This window comes from Streptomyces durmitorensis (assembly GCF_023498005.1).
GTDB classification, from domain to species: Bacteria; Actinomycetota; Actinomycetes; order Streptomycetales; family Streptomycetaceae; genus Streptomyces; species Streptomyces durmitorensis.
This window is the reverse complement of sequence record NZ_CP097289.1, coordinates 7,315,434-7,332,882: the sequence shown is the minus strand read 5'-3', so window position 1 is coordinate 7,332,882 and position 17,449 is coordinate 7,315,434. Positions and strand designations below refer to the sequence as shown.

Genomic DNA, 17,449 nt, shown 5'->3' with positions numbered 1-17,449 from the left:
GTACCTCTGTCGTATTCGTGATCGGTGGCCGCCTAGGAGGGGCCACTACTGAAAGTCTCGCTCAGCGCCGGGTCAGGCGCCTGGCGTCCTCCAGGTGGGCGGTGAGCCGCTCCTGGATGCGCACGGTCGCCTCGTCCAGCGCCTTGCGCGTACGCCGTCCGCTGCCGTCGCCCGCTTCGAAAGGGTCGCCGAAGACGACGTCGACCCTGCTGCGCAGTGGGGGCAGCCCCTTTATCAACCGTCCGCGCTTCTCCGTGCTTCCCAGCACCGCGACCGGCACGATCGGCGCTCCGCTGCGTACGGCGAAGTAGGCGAGGCCGGCCCGCAGCGAGGCGAAGTCTCCCTCGCCCCGGGTGCCCTCGGGGAAGATCCCGAGAACGCCGCCGTCGTCGAGCACGCCAAGAGCCCGGGTGATCGCCGTGCGGTCGGCGATCTCACGGTCCACCTTCACCTGCCCGATGCCCTGGAGGAAGCGGTCCAGGGGCCCGATGAACGCTTCCTTCTTGATGAGGAAGTGGGTCGGCCTGGGCGCCGTGCCCATCACCATCGGACCGTCGACGTTGTGGGAGTGGTTCACGGCCAGGATCACCGGGCCGGTCGCGGGGACCTTCCAGGCGCCGAGGACGCGGGGCTTCCACAGGCCGTACATGAGGCCGACGCCGATGCGGCGGCCGACCTCCGCACCCCGTTCCGACGGCGCCGCGGTCACTTCGCTGCCCGCTTCTCCTCGACGAGGGTGACGACGCACTCGATGACCTGCTGGAGCGTGAGCTCGGTGGTGTCCACCTCGACGGCGTCGTCGGCCTTGGCCAGCGGCGACGTCTTGCGGCTCGAGTCGGCGGTGTCCCGCTTGATGAGCGCCTCACGCGTGGCGGCGACGTCGGCGCCCTTGAGCTCGCCGCTGCGGCGGGCTGCGCGGGCCTCGGGCGAGGCCGTGAGGAAGATCTTCAGGTCGGCGTCGGGCAGGACGGTCGTACCGATGTCACGCCCCTCGACGACGATGCCCTTCTCGGCGGACGCGGCGATGGTGCGCTGCAGCTCCGTGATGCGGGCGCGCACCTCGGGGACGGCGCTGACGGCGCTGACCTTCGAGGTGACGTCGGTGGTGCGGATCGGGCCCGCGACGTCCGTGCCGTCGACCGTGATGGTCGGGGCGAGCGGGTCGGTGCCGGAGATGATCTCGGGCTTGCCCGCGACCGCGGCGATGGCGGTCGGGTCCGTCAGCTCTATGCCGTTGTGCACCATCCACCACGTGATCGCGCGGTACTGGGCACCGGTGTCCAGGTAGCTGAGGCCGAGCTGGGCGGCGACGGCCTTCGAGGTGCTCGACTTGCCCGTGCCGGAGGGCCCGTCGATGGCGACGATCACTGCTGCGGGCGCCGGGCCGGCGGTTTCCACGGTTTCCACGGGGTGCGAGCACCTTTCTGTGTGCACAGGGCTGGAGCAGGGCGGCATTCTTGCCCTGCCTAAGGTTACTGGCTCCCACGGTTGTCTCTTACTGCCCGGTGGGGTGCCCCTGTCCCGCCCGCTTCGCGGCGGATCTTCTCCCGCCCACCCACCCGTTTGCCCCGCAGCCGATTGCGCCGCAGCCGATTGCCCCGCAGCCCATTGCGCTCGCCTACTGGCGGATCGACCAGCCCCGCTCCCGCAGGCCCGCCGTCAGGGTCGGGGCCGCCTTCGGTTCCACCAGGAGCTGTACGAGGCCCGCCTGCTGGCCCGTCGCGTGCTCGATGCGTACGTCCTCGATGTTCACCCCGGCCCGCTCCGCGTCGGCGAAGATCCTCGCCAGCTGTCCCGGCTGGTCGTCGATGAGCACCGCCACGACCTCGTACGCCGTCGGCGCCGCCCCGTGCTTGCCGGGCACCCGGATCTGGCCCGCGTTGCCGCGCCGCAGTACGCCCTCGACCCCTGCGGCACCCTCGCGCCGCTTCGCGTCATCCGCCGACTGCAGGGCCCGCAGCGCCGTCACCGTCTCGTCGAGATCGGTGGCGACGGCGGAGAGCAGGTCGGCGACGGGGCCGGGGTTGGCGGAGAGGATGTCGATCCACATCCGGGGGTCGGAAGCGGCGATGCGCGTGACGTCGCGGATGCCCTGGCCACAGAGGCGCACAGCGGTCTCCTCGGCGTTCTCCAGGCGCGCGGCGACCATGCTGGAGACCAGGTGCGGCATGTGCGAGACGAGCGCGACCGCGCGGTCGTGGGCGTCGGCGTCCATGACGACCGGCACGGCACGGCAGAGGGCGACGAGCTCCAGGGCGAGGTTGAGGACCTCGGTGTCGGTGTCGCGGGTCGGCGTGAGCACCCACGGCCGTCCCTCGAAGAGGTCGGCGGTGGCGGCGAGGGGGCCGCTGCGCTCGCGCCCCGACATGGGGTGCGTGCCGATGTACGGAGTGAGGTCGATGCCGAGGGCCTCGAGCTCCCGGCGCGGCCCGCCCTTGACGCTCGCCACGTCGAGGTAGCCGCGGGCCACGTCGCGCCGCATGACGTCGGCCAGGGTCGCCGCGACGTGCGCGGGCGGCACGGCGACGACGCACAGGTCGACGCGCCCCTCGGGCGCTTCGTCGGTCCCGGCGCCGAGCGCGGCCGCCGTGCGGGCCTGCCCGGGGTCGTGGTCGGCGAGGTGCACGGCCACACCGCGCGAGGCGAGGGCCAGGGCGGCGGAGGTGCCGATCAGGCCGGTGCCGATGACGAGGGCGGTTCTCACTGGGCGATGTCCTTGCGCAGGGTGGCCGCGGCACCGAGGTAGACGTGCGTGATCTCGGCGCGGGGCTTCTCGGACTCTATGTGCGCGAGGACGCGGACGACCCGCGGCATGGCTCCCTCGATCTGCAGCTCCTGCGCGCAGATCAGCGGGACGTCCACGATGCCGAGCCTGCGGGCGGCCGCCGCGGGGAAGTCGCTGTGCAGATCGGGCGTCGCGGTGAACCAGATGCTGATCAGGTTCTCCTGGGTCAGCGCGTTCCGCTCCAGGATGGCGGTGAGCAGCTCGCCGACCTGCTCGTCCATGTGGTCGGCGGCGTCCCGCTCCAGTTGGACGGCGCCCCGGACCGCTCGTACCGCCACAGTGGTGCTCCTCGCTCGCGTACGTACGACTGATGTACCGACAAGGGTAGTCAGGGCCCCGGGGACGAGTGCGCGGCGCCCGCCTGCCGAGACGGACGCCGCGTGCCCCACGGTGCCTCACCGGGGTGGGGTCAGAGCTTCTGCTCCTTGATGATGTCCTCCAGCGAGCCCGTGGGGACCTGCCCCTCGGGGGTCAGCTTGTCGACGGCCTGGGGCAGCTGCTGCGCGATCTGGTCGGCGGCCTCGTCGCGGCTGACGCCCGCGTCGGCGGCCACCTTGTCCAGGGTCTCGTCGGGGACGGACTGCTTGACCTGGTCCGGGCTCAGCGGCTGGTTGTCGCCCTTGCCGACCCAGGAGTCCAGCTGCTCCTGGCTGACCAGGCCCGACTTCGTGATCATGTCCATCAGGCCGCCCAGCGGGTTGCCGCCGCCGGAGCCGCCCTGGCCGCCGGCCGCGCCGCCCGCGCCGCCGCCGAGGAGGCCGCCGAGCAGTGAGCCAAGGACGTTGCCGCCTCCGGAGCCACCGGCCTGGCCGCCTTGGCCGCCTTGGCCGCCGCCGAGGAGACCGCCGAGAAGGCTTCCCAGATCGTTACCCGCCATGGTCGCGCCTTTCGAGTGAGTGGCCGGGTCGGCGCCTCGATCGGGCGCGGACCTCAGACCATGCCAATGTCACCCGAATCGCCCCCTGTCGCCACTTGGCCCGATTGGTGGCCGTTCAACTATGGACGCCGGGGCACGGGTCCGCTTGCATGGAGGGTCTGGCACGGCCCACGCCTCGGGGGAGGCCGCATGAAGCGCTCCGGACCGCTCTACACGCTTCTCGGGGGACTGCTGCTCGCCCTGTTCATGCTGTCGCTCAACGCGACGACAGGGGAGGGAAATTCGTCGTACGGACAGGACTCGCCCGGCGCCTCCGCCTCGCCGGCGCCCTCATCCGCGAAGCCCACCAAGAGCACGCCCGCACCCACCGAGAGCCCGTCCAAGAGCCCGCCGAAGAAGCCGACCGGGAAGCCGACCGGGAAGTCCGAGTACGCGGGCCGCACGGCCGACGACGCCGCCGCGGTCTCCGTCTCGATCCGTGACGACAAGGCCATCGCGTACTACTGCAACGGCCGTGACGCCGAGTCCTGGCTGAAGGGCGACGTCAAGGACGACGGCTCCATGCGCCTCACCGGCAAGGACGGCGCGAAGCTGGACGCCACGCTCGCCGACAACGCGGTCCGCGGCAAGGTCGAGATCGACGAACAGCCACGGGACTTCACCGCCGCCAGGGCGAAGAAGCCCTCCGGCCTGTACCGCGCGACGACCGAGGTGCGCGGCGCCGAGATCGACGGCGGCTGGATCGTCCTGCCCGACGGGCGGCAGGTCGGGATCCTCAAGGAGGACGGCAAGCCGCAAAAGGCCCCGCGCCTCGACCCGGAGACCGGCACCGTCCCGTTCGACGGCGGCGAACTCACCGCCCGTCCCGTCGTGCCCTGACCCCGCTCCGCCCCGACCAGGGAGCCGCCATGAGCGTCGATCCGAACGCCGCGACACAGGGCGGCTTCGGCCCGCCCCCGGCGGCGGGCGACCACCGCCGCCCGCACCCCGCCCGCTACCTCGTCCCCGCCCTGGTCGCCGCGGCCGTCGCCGTCGGCCTCGGCGTGTACGGCAAGACGCACGACCCCGAGGGCACGGCCTTCAACCTCGCCGGGTTCAGCAGCACGAGCGCGGTCAAGGCCTGGCTCGGCACGACGGCGTTCGCCTTCGCGCTGGTCCAGGTCGTCTCGGCGCTCATGGTGTACGGGCGCCTGCCGGGGCCGTCCTGGTCGTCGGCGCTGCACCGCTGGTCGGGCCGGATCGCGTTTCTGGTGGCGGTCCCCGTGGCGGTCCACTGCCTCTACGCCCTTGGCTACCAGACGTACTCGAGCCGGGTGATGTGGCACTCGCTGCTCGGCTGCTTCTTCTTCGGCGCGTTCAGCGCCAAGATGCTGCTGCTGCGCTCGGAGAAGCTGCCCGGCTGGCTGCTCCCGGTCGTCGGCGGCCTGGTCTTCGTGGTCCTCACGGTGGTCTGGTGGACGTCGGCGCTGTGGTTCTTCCGCACGTTCGGGGTGACGACATGAGCGGCGCGCGCCCCTCGCGGCGCACCGTCATCGCCGCGGGCGGCGCGGTCGCGCTGACCGCCGGGTGCAGCAAGTACGGGGACGAGGGCGCGGAACCGGAGCCGCCGAAGTCGCAGCCGACGTCCGCGTCGCCCTCGGCGTCGAAGTCGGGCGGCAAGGACCGGGATCAACCACCTCCCAAGGCAGAGGAGTTGGCCAAGACCTCCGACATCCCGGTCGGCGGCGGCAAGGTCATCAAGGACAAGAAGATCGTCGTGACCCAGCCCGAGGAGGGCGACTTCAAGGCGTTCTCGGCGGTCTGCACGCACTCGGGGTGCACGGTCAGCGAGGTCGCGGACGGCACGATCAACTGCGCCTGCCACGGCAGCAAGTACCGCGTGGCGGACGCCTCGGTCGCGGACGGCCCCGCCCCGCGCGCGCTCCCCCCGCAGAACATCACGGTCACCGGAAATTCGATCACCCTCGGCTAGCCCCTGGCCGTACGCTCCCGGCATGCACCGCCCCAAGGACACCAAGGATGCCAAGGACGCCAAGGACCTGGACCCGGACCTGGCTCTCGTACGCGACCACACCGTCTACGCCTGTGTGATGGGCTCGCGCGCCTTCGGCCTGGCCACGGACGGCAGCGACACCGACCGCAGGGGGGTCTTCCTGGCCCCGACCCCGCTCTTCTGGCGCTTCGAGAAGCCGCCCACGCACGTGGACGGACCGGCGGAGGAGCAGTTCAGCTGGGAGCTGGAGCGCTTCTGCGAGCTGGCCCTGCGCGCCAATCCGAACATCCTGGAGTGCCTGCACTCGACCCTGGTGGAAGACGTCACGGACACCGGCCGTGAACTCCTCGCCCTGCGCGACGCGTTCCTCTCCCGCCAGGTCCACACCACCTTCGTCGGCTACGCACTGGGCCAGCACAAGAAGCTGGAAGCGGACGTACGCCTGCACGGCGCGCCCCGCTGGAAGCACGCGATGCACCTCCTGCGCCTCCTGACGAGCTGCCGCGATCTGCTGCGCACCGGCGAGCTGACCCTCGACGTCGGCGACCAGCGCGAGCCGCTGCTCGCGGTCAAGCGCGGCGAGGTCTCCTGGCCGGACGTCGAGTCCTGGATGAACCGCCTCGCGGAACAGGCCGAGTCGGCGGCCGCGCACACCTCCCTGCCGCCCGAGCCGGACCGCAGCCGCGTCGAGGACTTCCTGTTCCGCGCACGCCGGGCGTCGGCGGTGGCAGCAGCGGCCTAGGCGCCCGCGCCCCCGTCCCAGAGCGCCCCGAGCGCAAGCAGCTCCGCGCGGTACTCGATCCGCTCGGCCCACGCGGCGGGCCAGGCGTCAGCGCCCAGGTGGGCGCCCGCGAACGCTCCGGCCAGGCAGGCGATCGAGTCGGAGTCGCCCGAGGTGCAGGCGGCCCTGCGCAGGGCGGTGAGGGGCTCGTCCACGAATTGCAGGAAGCACAGCAGCCCCGTGGCGAGCGCCTCTTCGGCGATCCAGCCCTCGCCCGTGGCCAGGCAGGGGTCGGTCTCCGGGTTGGTGTGCCTCAGCGCGGCCTCCAGGCGTTCGAGGACGGCCAGGCACTCGTCCCAGCCGCGCGCGATGAACGCCCCCGGCGTCGGATCACCTCCGCGCGTCCACAGCTCGCCGAGCCAGTGCGCGCGGTACGTCTCGCGGTTCTCGTACGCGTAGGAGCGCAGCAGCCCCACGAGCCCCGTCGGCTCGGCGCCCTGGGCGAGCAGCCGCACGGCGTGCGCCGTGAGGTCCGAAGCGGCGAGCGCCGTCGGGTGGCCGTGGGTGAGCGCGGACTGCAGCTGGGCGGCGCCCGATCGCTGCTCGTCGCTCAGGCCGGGGACGAGCCCGATGGGCGCGACGCGCATGTTGGCGCCGCAGCCCTTGGAGTGCACCTGGCTCGCCTCCTCCCACGGCTTGCCGGTCTTGAGGAGGTAGCAGGCCTTCAGGCAGGTGTTGCCGGGGGCGCGGTTGTTCTCCGGCGACTGGTACCACTCCACGAACTCCTCGCGCACCGGCCGCTCCATCCGCCTGGGCCCGAGCAGCCCACGGCCCATGGCGGTACGCAGGCCACGGCCGAGCGCGAGCGTCATCTGCGTGTCGTCCGTGACGATCGCGGGCCGGGGCAGCTCCATCTCCCGCCAGGGCCCGCACTTGGCGAGGATCGACGGTACGTCGTTGAACTCGGTCGGGAAGCCGAGCGCGTCCCCGAGGGCGAGGCCCATGAGGGATCCGGTGGCGGCACGCTTCATGAGGGCTGTCCTTCCGAGGGAGTGGCCGTGGGGCGGAGCAGGGGCGGGTGCAGGGAGGTGGCCGGGCCCGCGCGGTACAGGGCCGCCGGTTTGCCGCGGCCGCCGGTGAGGCGCGCGGCCCCGGGGATCGCCTCGACGAAGCCGGACGTGCCGAGCACCTTGCGCCGGAAGTTGGCCGGGTCGAGCTCGGCGCCCCACACCGTCTCGTAGACCTGCCGCAGCTCGCCGAGGGTGAACTCGGGCGGGCAGAAGGCGGTGGCGAGGCCGGTGTACTCGAACTTGGCGCAGACGCGGTCGTGGGCGTCGGCGAGGATCCGGTCGTGGTCGAAGGCGAGCGGGCCCTGGGTGCCGTACGCGAGCCACTCCGCGCGGGCCGCGTCGCTGCCCGCGTGCACGGCGGGCGGATCGGGCACGAGCGCCGCGAAGGCGACGGAGACGACGCGCATCCGCGGATCGCGGCCCGGTTCGCTGTAGGTGCGCAGCTGCTCCAGGTGGAGCCCGTCGCTGTCCGCGAGGCCGGTCTCCTCCGCGAGCTCCCGTCCGGCCGCCGTCTCGGCCGACTCCTCGGGCAGCACGAATCCGCCGGGCAGCGCCCAGCGGCCCAGGTACGGCTCCTGGCCGCGCTCGACGAGCAGCACGTGCAGGCGGCCCGCGCGGATGGTGAGGACGGCGAGGTCGACGGTGACGGCGAACGGCTCGAAGGCGTACTTGTCGTAGTCCTGCATGACTCCCCCCTCCCTTTATAGTCACTGCGACTATAAAGGGAGGGGGTCGCGCCCCGCAACACACAAAAAGGCGGCCGGTCCCTGCGTGTGCAGGGACCGGCCGCCTTCGGTGACCTCGGTAGCGCCTACGGCCTAGAGGTCGACTTCCTGCATCAGCATGCCGACCTCGGTGTTCGACATCCTGCGCAGCCAACCCGACTTCTGGTCGCCGAGAGTGATCGGCCCGAAGGACGTCCGCACCAGCTTGTCGACCGGGAAGCCGGCCTCCGCGAGCATGCGGCGCACGATGTGCTTGCGGCCCTCGTGCAGCGTCACCTCGACCAGGTAGTTCTTGCCGGTCTGCTCGACGACGCGGAAGTGGTCCGCGCGGGCGTACCCGTCCTCGAGCTGGATGCCGTCCTTGAGCTGCTTGCCCAGGTCGCGCGGGATCGGGCCCACGATGTGCGCGAGGTAGACCTTCTTCACGCCGTACTTCGGGTGCGTGAGCCGGTGGGCCAGCTCACCGTGGTTGGTGAGCAGGATGACGCCCTCGGTCTCCGTGTCCAGACGCCCCACGTGGAAAAGCCGCGTCTCGCGGTTGGTCACGTAGTCGCCCAGGCACTGGCGGCCCTCGGTGTCCTCCATGGTGGAGACGACGCCGGCGGGCTTGTTCAGTGCGAAGAACTGGTACGACTGGGTGGCGACCGTCAGGCCGTCGACCTTGATCTCGTCCCGCTCCGGCTGGACCCGCAGGCCCTGCTCCATCACGATCTCGCCGTTGACCTCGACACGGGCCTGCTCGACGAGCTCCTCGCAGGCACGGCGCGAGCCGTAGCCAGCACGGGCGAGGACCTTCTGCAGCCGCTCGCCCTCCTGCTCGGCGCCCGGGAAGGTCTTGGGCGGGCTGACCTTCGGCTTGCCCGCGTACCGCTCGCGGTTGCGCTCTTCCTGCCGCGCGTCGTACTCGCGGGACGTCGCGGGAGCCCCCGCGCCGCGCCGGGTGCCCCTGTCCGAGCCCTGAGGGGCCCTGGGGCCGCCCTTGGCGCCACCGCGCGCGGCCGCGCCACGGCCCTTGCGGGAGGCGTCGCCGCCCACGTCGTAGCGGCGCTCCTCGGGACGGGGCTTGCTCTCCCGCTTCGGGGCGGCCTGGTCGTCGCGCGCGCCACCGGCGCCGCGACCCTGCCGGTCGGGGCTGTTGCCGGAACCCCGGTAGTCACGGCCGCCACCGCTCGGGCGCCCACCGCCGCTCGGGCGGCCGCCGCCACTCCCGCGGCCTCCGCCGGTCGGGCGCCCACCGCTGCTGCCACGGCTGCCGCTGTTGCCACCACGGCTCCCGCCGTTGTTTCCGCTGCTGTTCCTGCCGTTGCTGCTTCGCATCAAATTTCCGTTAGTCGACTGTGCGCTCGGTGTACTCGTCACCCGGCGCATCGGGTGCGTCCGGGTCGAACGACGGAACGCCTTCCAGCGTCTCGGCCTCGATCGCCTCCGCCTCGGGGAGGAAGGGCGCCAGCTCCGGGAGCTCGTCCAGGCCACGCAGGCCCATCCGCTCCAGAAAGTAGTTCGTCGTCCTGTACAGGATCGCACCTGTTTCGGGTTCCGCGCCCGCCTCCTCCACCAGACCCCTCTGGAGGAGCGTCCGCATCACGCCGTCACAGTTCACCCCGCGCACCGCGGAGACCCGGGAACGGCTGACCGGCTGGCGGTACGCGACGACCGCGAGGGTCTCCAGAGCCGCCTGGGTGAGCCGTGCCTGCTGCCCGTCCAGCACGAAGCGCTCGACGGCCGCGGAGTACTCGGGCCGCGTGTAGAACCGCCAGCCGCCGGCCACGAGCCGCAGCTCGAAGCCCCGGCGCTGCACGGTGTACTCGTCGGCGAGCTCCCGCAGTGCGTCGGCGACCTGCCGCCGGGGCCGGTCGAGGACCTTGGCGAGGTGCTCCTCCGTGGCCGGTTCGTCGACGACCATGAGGACGGCTTCCAGGGCGGGCCGCAGCTCCAGGTCGGCGACGGCACCGGCCAGATCTCCCGCGGGACTCTCCACACTCATGTGACCGTCTCCTCACTCGTCTCACCCGGCGGATCGGGTGCGCGGTCGAACTCGTCGGTCACCGTCGGCTCCCCGTCGCCGTCCCCGCCGGTCCACCGCACCATCAGCTCGCCCAGGGCGGTCTCCTGGTCCAGCTCCACGGCCTTCTCGCGGTACAGCTCCAGGAGGGCCAGGAAACGGGCGACGACCGTGAGGGTGTCCCCCGCGTCCTCGACGAGCACCTGGAAGCTGACCTCGCCCCGCTCCCGCAGCCGGGCCACGACCAGACCGGCCTGCTCCTGCACGGAGACCAGCGGGGCATGGATGTGGTCGACGTACACCTGGGGCTTCGCGCGGGGCTGCATCGCCTTCACGGCCAGCGCGGCGAACCCCGCCGCGCCGATGCTGATGACGACTTCGGGCAGCAGCTCGGCGTGGTGGGCCTCCAGGCCCACGGTCCGCGGATAGCGCCGGGCCTCGTCGTCGAGACGCCCGCTGAAGATGTCGGCGATCTGCTTGTACGCGCGGTACTGCAGAAGCCGCGCGAAAAGCAGGTCCCGCGCTTCGAGCAGCGCGAGATCCGCCTCGTCCTCGACCTCCGCGGAGGGCAGAAGGCGGGCCGCCTTGAGGTCGAGCAGGGTGGCGGCGACCACGAGGAACTCGGTGGTCTGGTCCAGGTCCCAGTCGGGCCCCATGGCCCGGATGTGCGCCATGAACTCATCGGTCACCGTGGACAGCGCGACCTCGGTGACGTCCATCTTGTGCTTCGAGATGAGCTGAAGCAGCAGATCGAAGGGGCCCTCGAAGTTGGCGAGCCGGACCTTGAACCTGCCGTCGTCAGGCTCGGCGGACGACTCCGGCACCGGCTCCGGGGCCGTCTCCGGTTCCGGTTCTGGTTCCGGTTCGGGGACCGACTCCGGCTCCGGTTCGGGCTCCGCGGGAGCCGACCCAGGACCGCGCCCCAGGGCGCGGCGGCGGGCAGGCAGTGCGGAATCGTCGTTCAGGGGCATCGGCGGGAACGCTACCGCTACCGCCCGCGCAACCGTCGTACGAGAATGCTCGCGTCCCCGCGGGACTCGAGATCCGCGAGAACGACGGCCACCGCCTCGCGCACGATCCGCCCGCGGTCGACCGCGAGCCCGTGCTCGCCCCGCAGGACGAGACGCGCGTGCTCGAGGTCCATCAGCTCCTCGGCGGACACGTACACGGTGATCTTCTCGTCGTGCCGCTCACGCCCGCTGGGCCGCCGGTTGGCCGCCCGTGCGCGCCGCCGCGCCTGTGCCGTGGAGGGGGAGTTCGCGGACCGTCCGCCGCCGCCCTGTGCGGCGCCTTCCTGGCCCTGACCGGGACGGCGCCCGTCCTTCTCGGCGTCGGCGCCGGCCGAGCGGCTGCGGGATTCTCCCGACTCCGCGTCGGCCGCGCCGTGTTCGGCGGCGTCACCGCCGTCACCGGCAGCGGCACCGCCGTGCGCGTCACCGGCAGCGGTCTCGTCGCTCTCGCCCGCGGGCGGGGGCACCCGTGCCTCGCCGTTCGCCTGGCGTCGCGGGGACGACGACTGCAGCGCCATCCCCCCGGTCGTACGGAACAGTTCGTCGGCCCCCGGCAGACTCACTCGGCGTGACACCGGGCGAGCACCTCCCTGGCGAGCTGGCGATAAGCGGCCGCGCCGACCGAGTTCGATGCGTACGTCGTGATCGGCTCACCGGCGACCGTGGTCTCCGGGAAGCGGACCGTGCGTCCGATCACCGTGTGGTACACGTGATCGTCGAAGGCCTCGACCACCCGCGCGAGCACCTCACGGCTGTGCACCGTGCGGGAGTCGTACATGGTGGCCAGGATGCCGTCGAGCTCCAGGTCGGGGTTGAGCCGCTCCTGGACCTTCTCGATGGTCTCCGTCAGCAGGGCCACACCGCGCAGCGCGAAGAACTCGCACTCGAGCGGCACGATCACCTTGTGAGCCGCCGTCAGGGCGTTCACGGTGAGCAGGCCGAGCGAGGGCTGACAGTCGATCACGATGTAGTCGTAGTCCTGCATCAGCGGCTTCAACGCCCGCTGCAGCGTGGACTCGCGCGCGACCTCGCTCACCAACTGCACTTCGGCGGCCGACAGGTCGATGTTGCTGGGCAGCAGGTCCATGTTCGGGACCGCCGTCTTCAGCAGCACCTCGTCGGCCGACATGCCCCGCTCCATGAGCAGGTTGTAGACCGTCAGGTCCAGCTCCATCGGGTTCACCCCGAGGCCCACCGAGAGGGCGCCCTGCGGGTCGAAGTCGACCAGCAGGACCCGGCGTCCGTACTCCGCGAGCGCGGCACCCAGGTTGATGGTCGACGTCGTCTTGCCCACGCCGCCCTTCTGGTTGCACATCGCGATGATCTTCGCGGGACCGTGATCGGTCAGCGGACCCGGAATCGGGAAGTACGGCAGCGGGCGTCCCGTGGGACCGATGCGCTCACGGCGCTGACGGGCCGCGTCCGGGGCCAGCGTGGCCGCGTACTCGGGATCGGGCTCGTACTCGGCGTCAGGGTCGTAGAAGTGCCCCTGGGGCAGTTCCTCGTAGTCGGCGAGTTGGGTGTGGGTGGTGTTCTCGCCACTCCGGTCGCCGGCCATGGCGTTCACGTGATGGCCATCCATGCTCTGGGGTGCAGACGATGTCGGTTGCGTCGGCTGCGGTTTCTGGCGGGCTTCGAAGGTGCGGACAGCGACGGAGCCGACAGCCTCGAGCCCCACGGGTCCTTGGCCCCGCTCAGAGGTTCCTGGTTGACCACCCCCGGGAGCAAATGTCGACTCATTCACAAGTCGTCTTACCTCCTTGGTGACCAGGAAATTTCTCGATAGGTCAGCGTGGCACCATGCCGACGGTTGGCGACTCTATGGCGTGTCACCGGTCCGCAGCAACACAATCCGCCGGACCCGGCCCGATGTGTCGGCAATCGAACGCCCCCATGTCAAGGGCGCGCGGGGTGCCATTGGCACATTTCCGGGGTGGTCGAATCGGTTAAAGGGTTACGTTCAAGGCGAGTTGACCATGTCCACGGACATACGCATACGGCCGGACCCCTCTCAAGGTCCGGCCGTGGGCGTGAGATTGACGACTTTCGTTGACGAAAGCGGTCAGGTTCAGCCGAGGAGCGTCTCCAGCTCGACGTGCTCGAGGCCGTGCGACTCCGCGACCTCCTTGTAAACCACCTTGCCGTCATGGGTGTTGAGGCCCAGGGCGAGCGCCTTGTCGCGGCGAAGTGCCTCGACCCAGCCGCGGTTCGCCAGCTCGACGATGTACGGCATCGTCGCGTTGGTCAGGGCATAAGTCGACGTGTTGGGCACCGCGCCGGGCATGTTGGCGACGCAGTAGAACACCGAGTTGTGGACCGGGAAGGTCGGCTCGGCGTGCGTCGTCGGGTGCGAGTCCTCGAAGCAGCCGCCCTGGTCGATCGCGATGTCGACAAGGACACTTCCCGGCTTCATCCGCGCCACGAGCTCGTTGGTGACGAGCTTCGGGGCCTTGGCTCCGGGGATGAGGACGGCGCCGATGACGAGGTCGGCCTCGATGCAGGCCTTCTCGAGCTCGAAGGCGTTGGAGACGACGGTCTGGATCTTCGTGCCGAAGATCTTGTCCGCCTCCTTGAGCTTGTTGATGTCCTTGTCGAGCAGGGTCACGTGGAAGCCCATGCCGATGGCGATCTGCGCGGCGTTCCAGCCGGAGACGCCGCCGCCGATGACGACGGCCTTGCCGGCCGCGACACCCGGGACACCGCCGGGCAGGACACCGCGGCCGCCGTTGGCGGCCATCAGGTGGTAGGCGCCGACCTGCGGGGCCAGGCGGCCCGCGACCTCGGACATCGGGGCGAGCAGCGGGAGCGCGCGGTTCGCGGTCTCGACCGTCTCGTACGCGATGGCGGTGGTGCCGGACTCCAGGAGCGCGTCCGTGCACTCCTTGGAGGCGGCCAGGTGCAGGTAGGTGAAGAGGGTCTGGTCCTTGCGGAGGCGGTGGTACTCCTCGGCGACCGGCTCCTTGACCTTCAGGAGGAGGTCGGCGGTGGCCCAGACCTCGTCGGCGGTGTCCAGGATGACGGCGCCCGCGGAGACGTACTCCGCGTCCGTGATCGAGGAGCCGACACCGGCGTTCCGCTCGATGACGACCTGGTGGCCGTGGCGCACCAGCTCGTGCACACCGGCGGGGGTGATGGCCACCCGGAACTCGTTGTTCTTGACCTCGCGGGGGATGCCGACCTTCACGTCGATCACGGTCCTCTTGGCTCAGGGGTTTTTCGGGCAATGCACTACATACCGATACACAAGAGGGCGCATCGGAGACACCACGGAAGTACGCGGCGGAGCCAGTCTAATGAAGGACTTCTCGCTGTCTAGCCTTTCAATGCATCAATCTTCTGCGGAAGCGCTACGGATTTCGTAGGCGGAAGCCCCTGCTCCATCCTTCGAATCCTTCGATGCAGGCCCTGTGACCTCCCCGAGCTCCATTCCCAGCATGCGCTCGGCCGCACCGCGGTGCAGCCGGGCCGCCGCCGGGTCGCCGAGCCGGTCCAGGGTGTCGGCCAGCCTGAGCTGCAGCGCCGCCTGGAGACGTACGTCACCGGCCTGCCGCGCCCACTCGACGGCCTCCTGGCAGGTGCGAAGCGACTCCTCGGGCCGGCCCGCGTACTCCTGCACCCGCGCCAGCTCGCTCAACGCCCTTGCCTGGCCCGCCACATCGCCGGTCTTGCGGTGCCCGGTGACGGCCGAGCTCCAGTTGCGCAGCGCCTCTCCGTAGCGGCCCGCGTAGGTGTGCACCGTCCCGATGCGGCCGTAGAGGCGGGCGGCGTCGGTGCGCTCGTCGCGCGCGAGCCGATGGGCGAGGGCGCGCCCGAACCAGTCCGAGGCCCGCGACCAGTCCCCCAGCTCCTGGTAGGCGCCGCCTACGGATTCCATCGCGCGGCCGGTCGCGTACGGATCATTTGCCTGCCGTCCGGCGTCCAGAGCCAGCCGATAGCGCACCAGCGCCTCCTGCGTACGCCCCGTCCTGGCGTCCAGATCCGCGAGGTTCAGGAGGGCCGCCGCCTTCTCGCGGGGCAGGTTCCTGCGCTCGGCGACATCCAGGACGAGGCGGTGGATGCCGTACAGCTCGGGAGCCGCGTCCTCCGTGCCCCGGTGGGCGACCAGGGCCCGTGTCAGGGCCGCCATCAGGCGACGCGCGAGGGTGTCGAGCTCCCCGTCGGCGACCGCGAGGCGGGCGGCGGCCAGCAGGGCGGGCCGGCGGATGCGCAGCCACTCGGAGGCTGCGGCGGGGCTGGGGAAACGCAGGGCGCGCGGCATCCCGGCGAGCTTCTTGCGGGCGGCGGAGCCGTCCGGCTCCGTGATCGCCCGGCAGGACTGGAGCAGACGCACGGTCCGCTCCAGCATCCTGGCGCGCGCCAGCTGGACCTCGGCGGGCCGGTCCTGGCTCTCGCTGCACGCGCGGAGCAGCGGCACGAGGCAGCCCGGCACCTCGTACTGCGGAAGCGGCGAATCCACGGCCCTGACCAGGCCGAGCTTCACGAAGTCGTCCAGGGTCGTGCGGGCCGCGGAGACCGAGCAGCCCGCGAGCGCGGAAGCGGTGTGCGGGTCCACGTGGCCGGCGGGGGCGAGGGAGAGCAGTCGCAGTATCCGCGCGGCCGTCCCCGGCAGCGAGGCGTACGAATGGTGGAAGACGCGCGCGAGCGCGGAGGCCTCCTCGGGGCGGTCGTGCACCTGCTTGGCCAGGTCGGCGACGGCCGCCTTGGGCCGCACGGAGAGCCAGCCGCCGGCCAGGACGAGCGCTGCGGGGTGCGCGGCGCACGCCTCGACCAGGCTCTCCGCGGAGCGCGGGTCGACGGTGATGCGCACCGGGCCCGCCGCGCGGGAGAGCAGTTCGACCGCGGCGGCGGAGTCCAGGCCGCCCAGCGTGCACGGACGCACGTCCGGGATCCCGGTGAGCGGGCCCTCCGAGACGGCCACGGCCAGGCATTCGGGCGCGTCCGGGAGCAGCGGGTCGACCTGCTCGGCGTCCGCGGCGCCGTCCAGGAGGAGCAGGGCCCTGCGGCCGGAGAGTGCCTCTCGGAGCACTTCGGCGAGCTCGTCCTCGTCGGCTCCCGGGGGCGCCGGGACGTCGAGGGCGTCCAGGAGCTCGCGGGCGGTGCGCTCCGTGGGCACGCGCGTGCCGTCGGGTTCGGTGAGGTGGGCGCGGAGCACCCCGTCGGGATAGTCGTCGGCGAGCTGCCGCGCGAGTTCCTCGGCGAGCGCGGTGCGGCCCGAGCCGGGGCGGCCCGCGACGAGGAGCACGCGTGCGCGTGGCGCCTTGCGGCCCGAGATCGTGTCGAGCCCCGCGCGGTCGATGTCGGCGCGGAGCTCTTTCAACTCCCGGCGCCTGCCGACGAATTGACCGCCGTCGGAAGCCTGGGCCGAAGCGGGCCGCGGCACCGCGCCGCCCGCTGCCGATCCGTCCGTGTCGACCGCCTGATCCGTCACGGGCCATGCTCCGTCCGCCTGCGCGCGAACCCGAACGGGACTCCGGTCGGGACGCTTCCAGAGCCTAGTTCAGGCCCTGGCGCCTCCCCCGACGAGCGGCGCGCGCAAGTCCCCCGATCGGATCAGTAGATCGTCACACCGGAGCCCTCCGATGGCCCCTTCTCAGGCCTCGAAGGGGCGCGCGGGCCAGGGCGCGTCGGCCGGGCGCAGCGCGTCGACGCCGTCGCCGCTCAGCACGGCCGTCAGCGAAAGGGCGCCCACGACGAGGCAGTTGTTGTGCAGCTCGCCGGCGAGCACACCGCGTACGAGCTCTTCGAGCGGTACGCGCGCCAGCTCCATGTCGGCCTCCTCCTCGGAGACTTCGAAGCGCTCGCCGTCGGCCTCGGAGAGGTCGCGGGCGAGGAAGATGCGCACGGCCTCGTCGCAGCCGCCGGGCGTGGTGTAGACGTCGGTCAGGACGCGCCAGTCCTCGGCCTTGACGTGCGCCTCTTCGTAGAGCTCGCGCTGGGCGGCGTGCAAGGGGTTCTCGCCCGGGATGTCGAGCAGCCCGGCCGGGATCTCCCAGAGCTTGTGGTGGACGGGGTGGCGGTACTGACGCAGCACCAGGACGCGGCCGGCGTCGTCCAGGGCGAGCACGGCGACCGAGCCGGGGTGCACCTGGTAGTCACGGCGGACGACGGTCCCGTCGGGCATGACCACATCGTCGGTGCGCACGGAGGTCTTGTTCCCCACGAAGGGTGTCTCCGTGGCCGTGACCTGCCACTCCTCGGCGGTGTCCTTGATCGTCATGTCGCCCTGTCCTCCCACACGTGCAAACAGAAACCGGGGCACGCGCCTC

19 protein-coding genes are annotated in these 17,449 nt (G+C 71.6%); 4 read left to right on the top strand and 15 right to left on the bottom strand.

Annotated elements, in window-relative coordinates:
* Positions 1–61: 61 nt before the first annotated feature.
* From M4V62_RS32775 to M4V62_RS32755, 5 genes are all read right to left on the bottom strand, one after another.
* A complete protein-coding gene (locus M4V62_RS32775; protein WP_249590807.1) occupies positions 62–748 on the bottom strand; it encodes a lysophospholipid acyltransferase family protein in 687 nt (228 codons plus the stop codon).
* Positions 706–1,407 carry a (d)CMP kinase gene (gene cmk / locus M4V62_RS32770; protein ID WP_249590806.1) on the bottom strand — a complete coding sequence of 234 codons (702 nt, stop codon included), beginning with the start codon at positions 1,405–1,407 and terminating at the stop codon, positions 706–708. Before cmk ends, M4V62_RS32775 begins: the two co-directional genes overlap by 43 nt.
* A 211-nt stretch (positions 1,408–1,618) precedes the next feature.
* On the bottom strand, positions 1,619–2,704 hold the full coding sequence (locus tag M4V62_RS32765) for a prephenate dehydrogenase (protein ID WP_249590805.1): 1,086 nt from the start codon (positions 2,702–2,704) through the stop codon (positions 1,619–1,621).
* A complete protein-coding gene (gene aroH, locus M4V62_RS32760) occupies positions 2,701–3,063 on the bottom strand; it encodes a chorismate mutase (protein ID WP_249590804.1) in 363 nt (120 codons plus the stop codon). Before aroH ends, M4V62_RS32765 begins: the two co-directional genes overlap by 4 nt.
* A gap of 131 nt (positions 3,064–3,194) precedes the next feature.
* A complete protein-coding gene (locus M4V62_RS32755; protein ID WP_249590803.1) occupies positions 3,195–3,662 on the bottom strand; it encodes a YidB family protein in 468 nt (155 codons plus the stop codon).
* 189 nt (positions 3,663–3,851) lie between these two features.
* On the opposite strand from M4V62_RS32755, the gene M4V62_RS32750 reads away from it, so the two are divergent.
* From M4V62_RS32750 to M4V62_RS32735, 4 genes are read left to right on the top strand one after another with little or no spacing between them, the layout of a single operon-like run.
* Positions 3,852–4,541 carry a hypothetical protein gene (locus tag M4V62_RS32750; protein ID WP_249590802.1) on the top strand — a complete coding sequence of 230 codons (690 nt, stop codon included), beginning with the start codon at positions 3,852–3,854 and terminating at the stop codon, positions 4,539–4,541.
* A 29-nt stretch (positions 4,542–4,570) separates the two neighbouring features.
* On the top strand, positions 4,571–5,164 hold the full coding sequence (locus M4V62_RS32745; protein WP_249590801.1) for a DUF6529 family protein: 594 nt from the start codon (positions 4,571–4,573) through the stop codon (positions 5,162–5,164).
* Positions 5,161–5,634: a Rieske (2Fe-2S) protein gene (locus M4V62_RS32740; RefSeq protein ID WP_249590800.1), complete on the top strand. Its 474-nt coding sequence runs from the start codon at positions 5,161–5,163 to the stop codon at positions 5,632–5,634. The genes M4V62_RS32745 and M4V62_RS32740 overlap by 4 nt, the downstream gene beginning before the upstream one ends.
* Positions 5,635–5,656: 22 nt before the next feature.
* Entirely contained in the window at positions 5,657–6,397 is a 741-nt protein-coding gene (locus M4V62_RS32735) for a nucleotidyltransferase domain-containing protein (protein ID WP_425575300.1), read from the top strand.
* On the opposite strand, the gene M4V62_RS32730 is transcribed toward M4V62_RS32735, so the two are convergent.
* The 10 genes from M4V62_RS32730 to M4V62_RS32685 all read right to left on the bottom strand — a co-directional run bounded on the left by M4V62_RS32730 (position 6,394) and on the right by M4V62_RS32685 (position 17,400).
* Positions 6,394–7,407: an ADP-ribosylglycohydrolase family protein gene (locus M4V62_RS32730; RefSeq protein WP_249590799.1), complete on the bottom strand. Its 1,014-nt coding sequence runs from the start codon at positions 7,405–7,407 to the stop codon at positions 6,394–6,396. The genes M4V62_RS32735 and M4V62_RS32730 overlap by 4 nt on opposite strands.
* Positions 7,404–8,132 carry an NUDIX hydrolase gene (locus M4V62_RS32725; RefSeq protein ID WP_249590798.1) on the bottom strand — a complete coding sequence of 243 codons (729 nt, stop codon included), beginning with the start codon at positions 8,130–8,132 and terminating at the stop codon, positions 7,404–7,406. Before M4V62_RS32725 ends, M4V62_RS32730 begins: the two co-directional genes overlap by 4 nt.
* 132 nt (positions 8,133–8,264) lie before the next feature.
* Positions 8,265–9,488, bottom strand: a complete 1,224-nt coding sequence (locus M4V62_RS32720) for a pseudouridine synthase (protein ID WP_249590797.1) — start codon at positions 9,486–9,488, stop codon at positions 8,265–8,267.
* A 10-nt stretch (positions 9,489–9,498) separates the two neighbouring features.
* The gene (gene scpB / locus M4V62_RS32715) at positions 9,499–10,155 is read right to left on the bottom strand and encodes an SMC-Scp complex subunit ScpB (protein ID WP_249590796.1); all 657 of its coding nucleotides are present in this window, start codon (positions 10,153–10,155) and stop codon (positions 9,499–9,501) included.
* Entirely contained in the window at positions 10,152–11,144 is a 993-nt protein-coding gene (locus M4V62_RS32710) for a segregation and condensation protein A (protein WP_249590795.1), read from the bottom strand. Before M4V62_RS32710 ends, scpB begins: the two co-directional genes overlap by 4 nt.
* A gap of 17 nt (positions 11,145–11,161) precedes the next feature.
* Complete coding sequence (locus tag M4V62_RS32705) at positions 11,162–11,758, bottom strand: hypothetical protein (RefSeq protein WP_249590794.1); 597 nt, start codon at positions 11,756–11,758, stop codon at positions 11,162–11,164.
* Complete coding sequence (locus M4V62_RS32700) at positions 11,743–12,927, bottom strand: ParA family protein (protein ID WP_249590793.1); 1,185 nt, start codon at positions 12,925–12,927, stop codon at positions 11,743–11,745. Before M4V62_RS32700 ends, M4V62_RS32705 begins: the two co-directional genes overlap by 16 nt.
* 324 nt (positions 12,928–13,251) lie before the next feature.
* Positions 13,252–14,367, bottom strand: coding sequence for an alanine dehydrogenase (gene ald, locus M4V62_RS32695; protein ID WP_249593107.1), 1,116 nt, complete (start codon positions 14,365–14,367; stop codon positions 13,252–13,254).
* A 144-nt stretch (positions 14,368–14,511) separates the two neighbouring features.
* Positions 14,512–16,611 carry a tetratricopeptide repeat protein gene (locus tag M4V62_RS32690; RefSeq protein ID WP_425575301.1) on the bottom strand — a complete coding sequence of 700 codons (2,100 nt, stop codon included), beginning with the start codon at positions 16,609–16,611 and terminating at the stop codon, positions 14,512–14,514.
* Between the two features lie 162 nt (positions 16,612–16,773).
* Entirely contained in the window at positions 16,774–17,400 is a 627-nt protein-coding gene (locus M4V62_RS32685; protein ID WP_249590792.1) for an NUDIX domain-containing protein, read from the bottom strand.
* Positions 17,401–17,449: the final 49 nt, after the last annotated feature.